This window comes from Methylobacterium ajmalii, from assembly GCF_036448855.1.
In the GTDB taxonomy this organism is placed as follows: Bacteria; Pseudomonadota; Alphaproteobacteria; order Rhizobiales; family Beijerinckiaceae; genus Methylobacterium; species Methylobacterium ajmalii.
Window position 1 is genome coordinate 40,036 of record NZ_JAZFXT010000005.1, and the last position, 11,700, is coordinate 51,735.

9 protein-coding genes are annotated in these 11,700 nt (G+C 71.7%); 5 read left to right on the forward strand and 4 right to left on the reverse strand.

Annotated elements, in window-relative coordinates:
* Positions 1-376 precede the first annotated feature (376 nt).
* Positions 377-2,194, forward strand: coding sequence for an NAD(P)/FAD-dependent oxidoreductase (locus tag V3T34_RS01620; RefSeq protein WP_305078910.1), 1,818 nt, complete (start codon positions 377-379; stop codon positions 2,192-2,194).
* A 53-nt stretch (positions 2,195-2,247) separates the two neighbouring features.
* Here V3T34_RS01620 and ggt read toward each other — a convergent pair whose 3' ends face one another.
* Positions 2,248-3,984, reverse strand: a complete 1,737-nt coding sequence (gene ggt / locus V3T34_RS01625) for a gamma-glutamyltransferase (protein ID WP_305078911.1) — start codon at positions 3,982-3,984, stop codon at positions 2,248-2,250.
* A gap of 264 nt (positions 3,985-4,248) precedes the next feature.
* On the opposite strand from ggt, the gene V3T34_RS01630 reads away from it, so the two are divergent.
* The 3 genes from V3T34_RS01630 (at position 4,249) to V3T34_RS01640 (ending at position 8,640) form a co-directional block, all read left to right on the forward strand.
* Complete coding sequence (locus V3T34_RS01630; RefSeq protein WP_305078912.1) at positions 4,249-5,217, forward strand: MBL fold metallo-hydrolase; 969 nt, start codon at positions 4,249-4,251, stop codon at positions 5,215-5,217.
* Positions 5,218-5,351: 134 nt separating this feature from the next.
* Complete coding sequence (locus V3T34_RS01635; RefSeq protein WP_060847614.1) at positions 5,352-6,122, forward strand: NAD kinase; 771 nt, start codon at positions 5,352-5,354, stop codon at positions 6,120-6,122.
* A gap of 145 nt (positions 6,123-6,267) precedes the next feature.
* Positions 6,268-8,640, forward strand: coding sequence for a hybrid sensor histidine kinase/response regulator (locus V3T34_RS01640; protein WP_305078913.1), 2,373 nt, complete (start codon positions 6,268-6,270; stop codon positions 8,638-8,640).
* Between the two features lie 24 nt (positions 8,641-8,664).
* On the opposite strand, the gene V3T34_RS01645 is transcribed toward V3T34_RS01640, so the two are convergent.
* Both V3T34_RS01645 and V3T34_RS01650 read right to left on the reverse strand, forming a co-directional pair.
* Positions 8,665-9,927 (reverse strand): class I SAM-dependent RNA methyltransferase, encoded by a 1,263-nt coding sequence (locus V3T34_RS01645; RefSeq protein WP_305078914.1) that lies wholly within the window; start codon positions 9,925-9,927, stop codon positions 8,665-8,667.
* Positions 9,924-10,667: a TlyA family RNA methyltransferase gene (locus tag V3T34_RS01650; RefSeq protein WP_305078915.1), complete on the reverse strand. Its 744-nt coding sequence runs from the start codon at positions 10,665-10,667 to the stop codon at positions 9,924-9,926. Before V3T34_RS01650 ends, V3T34_RS01645 begins: the two co-directional genes overlap by 4 nt.
* 111 nt (positions 10,668-10,778) lie before the next feature.
* Between V3T34_RS01650 and V3T34_RS01655 the strand changes: the two genes are divergently transcribed.
* Positions 10,779-11,321, forward strand: coding sequence for a superoxide dismutase family protein (locus V3T34_RS01655; RefSeq protein WP_305078916.1), 543 nt, complete (start codon positions 10,779-10,781; stop codon positions 11,319-11,321).
* A 44-nt stretch (positions 11,322-11,365) separates the two neighbouring features.
* On the opposite strand, the gene V3T34_RS01660 is transcribed toward V3T34_RS01655, so the two are convergent.
* Positions 11,366-11,700, reverse strand: a 335-nt coding sequence (locus tag V3T34_RS01660; RefSeq protein ID WP_305078917.1) for a transketolase C-terminal domain-containing protein, incomplete at its 5' end; no start/stop codon positions are given.

Below are 11,700 nucleotides of genomic sequence, written 5' to 3' on the forward strand. Positions count from 1 at the left end.
GGGGATTTCAGGAACTCCCTTCTTCCGGATCTCGCCTCTCTCGGAGCGTATTCGACCGACGGGTCCGATGTCGCGCGGAGCGTTCTACCCCGCCATCGAGCTTATCCCGAAGGGTGTGTCGATCTGCGATCGGTCGACCTCGAAGGAAAGGTCCAGAAATTGCCGAGCATGCCGGAGGTCACCTTCGGGGTCAGCCCATGCTCGATGGGTCGACGCCTCGGGACGAGGATGTGGGTTGGATGGATGCCGATTCGGGCAACGGGGCATCCCGGCGTCGATCCTGCTCGGGCTGAGCCCACCGCAGCGCGACGCTCCGGCTTCACCGCTGGCACATCCCTTGCGCCTCCTCCCCCATAACAAACGAGGAGGAACCCCGATGGACGCCGTGGTTGGAAAGCTCGAGCGGCTGTCGCCCGCCGACGAGCGGGTGATCGGCTGGCTCGACCGGTTCGAGGCCGCCCTGAAGGCGCGCGATGCCGCGGGCGCGGCGGAGCTGTTTTCCGAGACGTGCTTCTGGCGCGACCTCGTCGCCTTCACCTGGAACATCACCACGCTGGAGGGCCGGGGCGCCATCCGCGACATGCTGGCGGCGCAGCTCGGCGCGGTGGCGCCCGGGAGCTTCACCCTGGAGGAGCCGGCGAGCGAGGCCGACGGCGTCACCGAGGCCTGGATCGCCTTCGAGACCGCGACCCTGCGCGGGCGCGGCTACCTGCGGCTCAAGGGCGAGGAGGCCTGGACGCTGCTGACCGCGGCGCGCGAATTGAAGGGGTTCGAGGAGCCGGGCGGGCCGCGGCGCGAGCGCGGCGTGCATCACGGCGTCGAGCCGGGACGGCGCTCGTGGTCGGAGCGGCGGCGCGACGAGGAGGCCGAGCTCGGCCGCACCCGCCAGCCCTACGCGCTGGTGGTCGGCGGCGGCCAGGGCGGCATCGCGCTCGGCGCCCGGCTCAAGCGCCTCGGCGTGCCGGCCCTCATCGTCGACAAGCACGACCGGCCCGGCGACCAGTGGCGCAGCCGCTACAAGTCGCTGCACCTGCACGACCCGGTCTGGTACGACCACCTGCCCTACCTGCCCTTCCCCGATCACTGGCCGGTCTTTGCCGCCAAGGACAAGGTCGGCGACTGGCTGGAGATGTACACGAAGGTCATGGAGCTGAACTACTGGTCGAGGACCGAGGTCCATTCGGCCCGCTACGACGAATCCGCCGCCGAGTGGGTGGTCGAGCTCACCCGCGACGGCGAGCGGCTGACGCTCCGGCCCAAGCAGCTGGTGCTCGCCACCGGCATGTCGGGCGTGCCGAATCTGCCGCACTATCCCGGCATGGAGCGCTTCGCGGGCGAGAGCCACCATTCGAGCCGGCACCCGGGCGGCGAGGCCTATCGCGGCAAGCGCGCGGTGGTGATCGGCTCCAACAACTCGGCCCACGACATCTGCGCCGACTTCTACGAGAACGGCGCCGACGTCACGATGGTGCAGCGCTCCTCGACCCACATCGTCAAGTCCGACACGCTGATGGAACTGGCGCTCGGCGGCCTCTACTCGGAGGAGGCGCTCGCCAAGGGGATCTCCACCGACAAGGCCGACATGCTGTTCGCCTCGGTGCCCTACCGGATCATGCACGAGTTCCACGTGCCCGTGTACGAGCAGGCCAAGATCCGCGACGCCGACTTCTACGCCCGGCTCGAGAAGGCCGGCTTCCAGCTCGATTTCGGCGACGACGGCTCGGGCCTGTTCATGAAGTACCTGCGCCGCGGCTCCGGCTACTACATCGACGTCGGCGCCTCCGACCTGATCGCCGACGGCAAGATCAAGCTGGCGCACGGCCGGGTCAAGGAGATCGCCGAGGATGCGGTGGTGCTCGACGACGGCACGCGGCTGCCTGCCGACGTGATCGTCTACGCCACCGGCTACGGCTCGATGAACGGCTGGGCGGCGAAGCTCATCAGCCAGGAGGTCGCCGACCGGGTCGGCAAGTGCTGGGGCCTCGGCTCGGACACCACCAAGGATCCGGGCCCGTGGGAGGGCGAGCTGCGCAACATGTGGAAGCCGACCCGGCAGGACGCCCTGTGGTTCCACGGCGGCAACCTGCACCAGTCGCGCCACTACTCGCTCTACCTCGCGCTCCAGCTCAAGGCCCGCATGGAGGGGCTGGACACGCCGGTCTACGCGCTCGCCGAGACGCATCACGCGGCCTGACCGCGGGTGGACCGGCGCGAACCGCCGCGCCGGTCCACCGTCCCGGGGGCCGCTCAGTACCCTTGCGCGCTCCCGGTGTTCCGGCGCGGGTCGTTGGCGCCGTAGTAGCGGAAGGCCCCGACCGGCTTGCCGCCGAGCGTCGGCGCCCCGATCAGGATCGCCGCGAGGTGGTTCGCCGGCTGGGCCGGGCCGAACTTGTGGCCCATGCCCTCCAGGATCCGCTGGGTGTCCGGCGACAGGGCGAAGCGCTCGACATTGGTCACGTCGGGCATCCACTGGTTGTGGAGGCGGGGCGCGTCGGCGGCCTCCTGCACGTTCATGCCGTAATCGATCACGTTGAGGATGCTGTGCAGCACCACCGTGATGATCCGGCTGCCGCCGGGGGTGCCCGTCACGAAGACCGGCTTGCCGTCCTTGGTGACGATGGTCGGGCTCATCGAGCTTAAAGGAGTCTTGCCGGGGGCGACGGCGTTGGCCTCGCCCTGGAGCAGGCCGTAGATGTTCGGCACGCCGACCTTGGCGGTGAAGTCGTCCATCTCGTTGTTGAGGAGCACGCCCGTGCCCTCCGCGGTGATCCGCACGCCGAACCAGTCGTTGAGGGTGTAGGTCACCGAGACCGCGTTGCCGGCCGAATCGACGATCGAGTAGTGGGTGGTGTTGCTGCCCTCGTGCGGGGCCGTACCGGGCTTCAGCTCGGCCGAGATTCCGGCCTTCTGCGGGTCGATCGCCGCGCGGATCTTGTCCGCATAGGCCTTGTCGGTCAGCCGCTCGACCGGGTTCTTCACGAAGGCCGGGTCGCCCAGGTAGGTGTTGCGGTCGATATAGGCGTGGCGCATCGCCTCGATCTCGTAGTGCACGGCCTGCGCCGAGCCCCAGCCGAGCTTGGCGAGGTCGTAGCCCTCGAGGATGTTCAGCATCTCGCAGATCACCACGCCGCCGGAGCTGGGCGGCGGGGCCGAGATCACCCGGTAGCCGCGGTAGTCGCACTCGATCGGGGGCAATTCGCGGGTGGCGTAGCGGTCGAGGTCGGCCTGGACGATCAGCCCGCCCTTCGCCCGGCTCGACGCGGTCAGCGCGTCGCCGACCGCGCCCTTGTAGAAGCCGTCGGGCCCGCGCTCGCTGATCGCCCGCAGGGTCCCGGCGAGGTCCGCCTGGACGAGCCGGTCGCCGACGCCGTAGGGCCGGCCCTGGTTCAGGAAGATCTTGGCCGAGGCCGGGTCCTTACTGAGATCCTCGGTGGCGGTGCCGAGCATGTCGACGTCGCCCTGGTCGAGCACGAAGCCCTCCTGCGCCAGCCGGATCGCCGGCGCCATCAGGTCGGCGCGAGGCTTCGTGCCGTACTTCGCCAGGGCGTAGTCGAGACCCGACACGGTGCCGGGCACCCCGACCGCCAGGAAGCTCTTGGTGCTCGCGCCCTTGATCACGTTCCCGTCCTTGTCGAGGAACATGTCGCGGGTGGCGGCGAGCGGCGCCTTCTCGCGGAAGTCCAGGAAGGTCCGGCTGCCGTCGGCGCGCTGGATCGTCATGAAGCCGCCGCCGCCGAGGTTGCCGGCCGCCGGGTAGACCACCGCCAGGGCGTAGCCGACCGCGACCGCCGCATCGATGGCGTTGCCGCCCTGCCTCAGGACGTCGACGCCGACCTGCGTGGCGTCATGCTGCGCCGTCACCACCATGCCGTGCTCGGCGGCGACCGGCGCCCGCGAGGCGGCGAGGGCCGGCCCCCCCGGGACCGCCACGACGAGGAACGCGGTGAGGAGCGTGGTGCCGATCGCGGCGAGCCTGTGGCGCATGGCGGATCCCTGTTGATTCGCCGCCACGGTACACGAGGGCGGCGCGCCGCTGAATCGCGCGCGCGATTTATCCCGGGAGCGACTTATCCCTTGTGATACGAGATCCGGAAGATGACTTCCGAATCTCGTATCACCAGCGAGCGCGGCGCCTGAGCGAAGCCGCTTTCCGCATCGCGAAGCGATCAATCGGAAAGCGTATGAGACCCATCCCCTTCCGCGCCCCGCGCTCTAGCTGCGGGACGAAGACGCAACCGGGAGGCCTCCATGTCGATGAACCGTCGCACCCTCATGGCTGGAGGCATCCTGGCCGGCCCGGTGCTCGCCAGCGCGCCCGGCCTCGCCGGGGGCGGCGCCGCGCCCGTCGCCGACCTGCCGGGGGCCTACCGGTATGGCGTCGGCGAGGCCTCGGTCCTGGCCCTGCACGAGGGCGGGGTGAAGCGCCCGCTCGATGCGGGCTTCGTGCGCAACGCGCCCCTGCCCGAGGTGCAAGGCGCCCTCGCCCGGGCCTTCCTGCCGACCGACACCCTGCCGATCACCTTCACGCCGCTCCTCCTCACCCTCGGGGGCAAGCGTGTGCTGGTCGATGCGGGCTTCGCCGACCAGGGCCCGCCCGGCACCGGCGGCGTGCTGCGGGGGCTCTCCCTCGCGGGGATCGACCCGGGCACGGTCGACGCGGTGGTGATCAGCCACTTCCACCCCGACCACATCCTCGGCCTCAAGCGCAAGGACGGCAGCCCGACCTTCCCGAACGCCCAGGTGCTGGTGCCGGAGGCCGAGTGGCGCTTCTGGATGGACGACGGCCGCATGGCGAATCCGCCGGAGGCGCTCAAGGCCAATCTCGGCGCCGTCCAGAAAACCTTCGGGAGCGGCCTCAAGGTCGAACGCTATGCCTGGGACAAGGAGGTGCTGCCGGGCCTCACGGCGCTGGGCACCCCCGGCCACACGCCCGGCCACACCTCGTTCCGCCTCGAATCGGGCGGCAAGCGGCTCCTGATCGCCTCCGACATCACCAACCACCCGGCCCTGTTCGTGCGCCATCCCGACTGGTCGGCTTTGTTCGACATGGATGCCGACCAGGCGCGGGCCACCCGCTACAAGATGCTGGCGCTGATGGCCGCCGAGGGGATGCCGGTGGCCTTCTACCACGCCCCCTTCCCGGCCGCCGGCCACATCGCCAAGGCCGGCGCAGCCTACGAGTTCGTGCCGGTGCAGTGGGGGTTGGATCCCGTCTGAGTCCGGCCGGCCGCTGGACGCAACGCCTCCCCCGCGTGCTATGCCTCGTGCCGACGCGGCCGGCGACGGCCCGGCGGCCGTGCGCGTCGATGGAGGCGCGGCGGGATCATCGTTCGGCGGTCGGGACATCCCACATGGCGCGGCGCTTCAACCAGATCGCCTTCATCGCGAGCCCGACGCCCGACGCCCGCGAGGCGGCCGAGATGCTGATGCAGCGCTACGACCACGTCCCGCCCGAGGAGGCGGACGTGGTAGTGGGACTGGGCGGCGACGGCCTGATGCTGCAGGCGCTGCACCGCTTCATGGGTACCGGCAAGCCAATCTACGGCATGAACCGCGGCACCGTCGGCTTCCTGATGAACGAGTTCCACCTCGACGACCTGATCGAGCGGCTGGAGGTGGCGCAGCGCAGCATCGTCCACCCGCTCCTGATGGTGGTGACCGACGTGCTCGGCCTCACCCACACGGCGCGGGCGGTCAACGAGGTCTACATGCTGCGCCAGACCCACCAGACCGCCAAGCTGAAGATCTCGATCGACGGCCAGGTCCGCCTGCCCGAGCTGATCGCCGACGGGGTGCTGGCGGCGACCCCCGTGGGCTCGACCGCCTACAACCTCTCGGTCGGCGGGCCGATCCTGCCGATCTCCTCGCAGCTCATCGCGCTCACCCCGATCTCGGCCTTCCGGCCCCGGCGCCAGGGCAGCGTGTTGCTGCCCAACCACGCCCGCATCCGCATCGAGGTCAAGGACCCGGAATACCGCCCGGTCGCGGCGGTGGCCGACCACACCGAGTTCCGCCGCGTCGCCCGGGTCGAGACCCAGCTCGACCGCTCGACCGACCTCGTGATGCTGCACGATCCCGGCCAGGGCATGGACGAGCGCATCCTGCGCGAGCAGTTCGGCTGAGGCCCGCGACGCGAGGTCATCGCAGCGCACTGGAAGCCGGCCCGCGCCCGCTTAGTTCCGTCGCCTGGCCCCCTGTCGGGGCCTCGCCACGGAGCCTCCGGATGCCCGACCGCCTGCCCTCGCACCCCGTCCGGGGCCGCGCCCGATGAGCGAGAGCGCCCTGCAGCCGGACGATTATCGCAATCTCGCCGAATCGCTGCCCCAGCTCGCCTGGATCGCCGAGGCCGACGGCGCGATCATCTGGTACAATCAGCGCTGGTACGACTACACCGGCACCACCCTCGAGACGATGCAGGGCTGGGGCTGGCGGACCGTCCACCACCCCGACCACCTCGATCGGGTCGAGTCGCGCTTCCGCCGCGCCTTCGCCAGCGGCGAGCCGTGGGAGGATACGTTTCCCCTGAAGGGCGCCGACGGGGTCTTCCGCTGGTTCCTGTCGCGGGCCCAGCCCTCGCGCGACGCCTCCGGGCGGATCCTGCGCTGGTACGGCACCAACACCGACATCACCCGGCGGCGCGCCGCCGAGGAGCGCCTGCGCCACGCCCAGGAGCGCTTCCGCGCCCTCGTCGACAGTGCCGCGGCGATCATCTGGTCGACGGACGCCAACGGCGAGCTCTCGATCGGGCAGTGGCGCTGGACCGCCTATACCGGCCAGAGCGACGAGGAATGCCAGGGCTGGGGCTGGGTCGAGGCGGTGCACCCGGACGATCGCGCCCGGGCCGCCGATGCCTGGGCCCGGGCCGTCGAGACGCGCACGCCCTTCGAGATCGAGTACCGGATGCGCCGGCGCGACGGCGCCTGGCGCCACATGGAGGTGCGGGCCGCCCCCGTCATCGCCGAGGACGGGTCGTTGCGCGAATGGGTCGGCATGCATGTCGACATCACCGACCGCAAGGAGGCCGAAGCCGAGATCGACCGGGCGCGCCACGCGGCGGAGGCCGCCAACCGCGCCAAGAGCCAGTTCATCGCCAACATGAGCCACGAGCTGCGCACGCCGCTCTCGGCGGTGATCGGCTACTCGGAGATGCTGGCCGAGGAGCTGGAAGATCTCGGCCAGGCCGAATTGCTGCCCGACCTGCGCAAGATCGAATCGTCGGCGCGCCACCTGCTCGGCCTCATCAACGACGTCCTCGACATCTCGAAGATCGAGGCCGGCCGCATGACCGTGGCGGGGGAGGACTTTTCCATCCGCGACATGGTCGACGACGTGGTGGCGGCGACCGATTCCCTGGTCGGCAAGAAGCGCAACCGCCTGGTGCTCGACATCCCCGACGACATCGGCGCGATGCACCAGGACCAGGGCAAGCTGCGCCAGGGCCTCGTCAACCTCCTGGGCAACGCCGCGAAGTTCACGGAGGACGGCACCGTCACCCTCTCGGCCCGGCGCGAGAGCGTCGAGGGGGCCGACTGGCTGACCTTCGCGGTGACGGATACCGGCATCGGGCTCACCGAGGAGCAGTGCGGGCGCCTGTTCGAGCGCTTCGCCCAGGCCGACGAATCGACCACCCGGCAGTTCGGCGGGACCGGGCTGGGCCTCGCCATCACCCGCGCCTTCTGCCAGCGGATGGGCGGCGACATCGCCGTGACCTCGACCTACGGCGAGGGCGCGACCTTCACCATCCGGCTGCCGGCGGTGCTGCCGGCCGCGGACGACGAGCCGACGCCCGAGGAGGTGCGGGCGGTCGCCGAGGCCAAGGCGGAGGCCCAGCGCCACGACGTGGTGCTCCTCGTCGACGACGACCCGGCGGCCCGGGAGCTCCTGTCGCGCTTCCTCGAGCGCGAGGGGTTCCGGGTGCGCACCGCCAGCGACGGCCGGGCCGGCCTGAGCCTCGCCCGGGCCCTGCGGCCGCGGGCGATCCTGCTCGACATCGAGATGCCCCGGATGGACGGCTGGTCGGTGCTGCACGCGATCCGCAAGGATCCGGACCTCGCCGCCACCCCGGTGATCATGACCTCGGTGGTCAACGAGCAGGGCCTCGGCCGGGCGCTGGGCGCCACCGACTACCTCGTCAAGCCGATCGACTGGGACCACCTGAAGGCTCTGATGGAGCGCTACCGCCCGGCCGACACCCCCGGCACGGTGCTGCTCGTCGACGACGACGCGGATGCCCGCGAGCGGATGCGCCGCAGCCTGTCGCGGGACGGCTGGACCGTGCGCGAGGCCGAGAACGGCGCCGCCGGCCTCGCCCGCCTCGACGAGGGCCGGCCGTCGCTGGTCCTCCTCGACCTGATGATGCCGGTGATGGACGGCTTCGACTTCCTGACGAAGCTGCGTGCCCGGCCCGACGGCGGCGACGTGCCGGTGGTGGTGCTCACCGCCAAGGACATCACCCCGGCCGAGAAGGAACGGCTGGGCCGCGACACCGAGCGGGTGATCGTCAAGGGCAGCGTGTCCCTGGGCGAGATCGGCCGGCTGCTGCGGACGATGTATTCCGACCGGTCCGAGGAGCCCGTGCCCCCGGCGATCCAGGGCTTGATCGAGGAATTGCAGGCGCGGACGGAGCCGGGGGACGGCTGAGCCGTCCCCCGCCGGGCGGCGGGCTCAGCGCTTCTTGCCCGGCCGCTTGAACACGCCGACGATCTCGACATGCGGCGAGTGGCGGAACTGGTCGACGGGGGTCACGGTCTCGAGCCGGTATCCGCCGCGCACCAGGAGCGCCGCGTCGCGGGCGAAGCTGCCGGCGTCGCAGGAGACGCCGACCACCACCGGCACCTTCGATTCGGCGATGCGCGCGCTCTGCGCCTCGGCGCCGGCGCGCGGCGGGTCGAACACCACCGCGTCGTAGCGGTCGAGCTCCGGCGCCAGGAGCGGCCGGCGGAAGAGGTCGCGGCGCTCGGTCGTCACGGTGCGCAGGCCGCCGGTCTCCCGGAAGGCGCGGTCGAGCGCCTTGAGTGCCCCGTCCTCGCCCTCGACGGCGTGGACGGTGTGGCCCTCGGCCAGCGCCAGCGAGAAGGCGCCGGCGCCCGAGAAGAGGTCGACCACGCGTTTCGCCTTGCCGACCCCCTCGACGACGAGGCGGGCGAGCGTCGTCTCGCCCTCCTGCGTCGCCTGCAGGAACCCGCCGGAGGGCGGGACCAGCCGCGAGCGGCCGGCCGGGATCTCGGGCGGGCGGCGCACGATCAGCACCTCGCCGTGGAGGGAGAGCCGGGCGAGGTCGAGCTCGCCGGCGATGAGCACCAGGGCCTGGCGCGCCCGGTCGGAGGCCGGGCCGTGGCCGCGGATGTCGACGTCGAGGCCGCCCGCGGTCGCGGTCACCTGCACGTCGAGGGGCTTGCCGCCCCCGCCCCCGAGCGGTCGGCTGACCCGCCGGGCGATCTCGGGCGCGCGGTGCAGGGCGGCTTCCGTGACCGGGCAATGGTCGATCGGGACGAGCGCGTGGCTGCGCGCCGCCATGAAGCCGGCCTGCGGTCCGCCGTCCGAGGCGCGCACGTGCAGGGTGATGCGGCGGCGCCCGGTGCCGTGGGCGTCGAGGAGCGGGCCGACCGGCGCCTCGATCCCCACCCGCGCGAGCGCACCGACGACGAGATCGCGCTTCCACGCCGCGTAGGGCGCGGGCGCGAGGTGCTGGACGGCGCAGCCGCCGCAGGTGCCGAAATACGGGCAGAAGGGCGCGATCCGGTCCGGGGACGGGGTCAGCACCGCGTCGAGCCGCGCGCGGGGCGGGCGGGTGCCCTCCTCCGGCGCTACCCGCACGGTCTCGCCCGGCAGGGCGCCGGGCACCACCACGCCGTCTGCCGTCACTCCGTCGCCGCGCAGGCCCAGGCGGGCGATCTCGCAGGTCGTCGTCATGGTCGCCTCGCTCATCGCCCGGTCTCCCGCACGGCACCGATCAGGAATTCGCGGTTGCCGTCGCCGCCCTCGACCGGCGACGGGATCAGGCCGCGGACCGTGAAGCCGAGCGACGCGACGAGGTCCCGGATCGCCGCGCAGACCGCGTCCTGCACCGCCTCGTCCCGCACCAGCCCGCCGCGGCCGACATGCTCGCGCCCGGCCTCGAATTGCGGCTTGATCAACGCCGCCAGGGCGGCGCCGGGCGCCAGGAGCGGGACCAGGGGCGGCAGGACCAGCCGCAGGGAGATGAAGCTCACGTCGATCACCAGGAGGGAGGGCGGCTCGGGAAACGGGGTAAGGGAGCGGGCGTCGGTCGCCTCGCGCGCCGCGACCCGCGGATCGGCCGCGAGGCTCGGATGGAGCTGGAAGCGGCCGACATCGACGGCGTGGACGAAGCCTGCGCCGCGGCGCAGCAGCACGTCGGTGAAGCCGCCGGTCGAGGCGCCGATGTCGAGGCAGGTCCGCCCGGCGGGATCGATCCCGAAGGCGTCGAGGGCGGCGGCGAGCTTGAGCCCGCCGCGGGAGACGTAGGGGTGCGGCGCCTCGGCGACGATGGCGGCACCCCGGGCGATCATGTCGGAGGCGCGGCGCACCACGACGCCATCGGCCCGCACAAGCCCGGCCTCGATCGCGGCCTGCGCCCGCGACCGGCTCTCGAAATGGCCCGCCTCCACCAGGAGGCGGTCGGCCCGCTGCCGCTCGCCCGTCGTCATCACCGTTCCGTTCTCGATCGTCTACGACCGGCCCGTCGTCTTGCAGGCAGGTCGTCCCCGCGGGCGCCGCGCGCCCTAGCTATGGGGCTGCACACGAGGAGAGTTCATTCCATGAGACATATCGTGCTCGCGAGCGCCATGGCCTTCGGCCTCGCGGTTCCCGCCCTGGCGCAGGACAAGCCCGCCCAGGAGGCGCCGGCGGCGCCGACGACCTACGACGCGCCGATCGTCAACAACAAGGGCGACACGATCGGCAAGATCGCGATCCGCGACGGCGCCAACACCCTGGTGATGCGGGTGACGATCCAGCCCGGCGGCCTGCCGGCCGGCTGGCACGGCATCCACTTCCACGCGGTCGGCAGCTGCGCCGATACCGACAAGTTCCAGGAGTCCAAGGCGCACGTCAATCACGACAACGCCAAGCACGGCCTGCTGCACCCGGAAGGGCCGGACGAGGGCGACATGCCGAACGTCTTTGCCGCCGCCGACGGCTCGGTGAATGCCGAGGTGTCGAGCGACACGCCGCTCACCGGCGAGGGCGGCCTGAAGGACAACGACGGCTCGGCCCTGATCATCCACGCCAACGAGGACGACCACCTCACGCAGCCGATCGGCAATGCGGGCGCCCGCATCGCCTGCGCGGTCATCAAGTAACGGCGACCGGGCCGCGTCCGCCGGACGCGGCCCGAATTCGCGCCTCAGCGCTGGCGGCGCGCGACGCTGACGACGTTGCTGGCGGTCGCAGCCTTGGCCTCGCGGGCCGGGAGGATCTCCTCGACGACCTTGACGATCGACGGGGCATCGAGGCCGGCCTCCGCGTACATCCGCTCCGGCGTGTCGTGGTCCTGGTAGCTGTCCGGCAAGGTCAGCGTGCGAACCCGCACCCGGCCGTCGTCGAGAGCCCCGCGCGACGACAGCAGGTGCAGCACCATCGCGCCGAAGCCGCCCACCGACCCCTCTTCCAGCGTCACCAGAACCTCGTGGTTTGAGGCCAGGTCCAGGATCAGGGCCTCGTCCAGCGGCTTGGCGAACC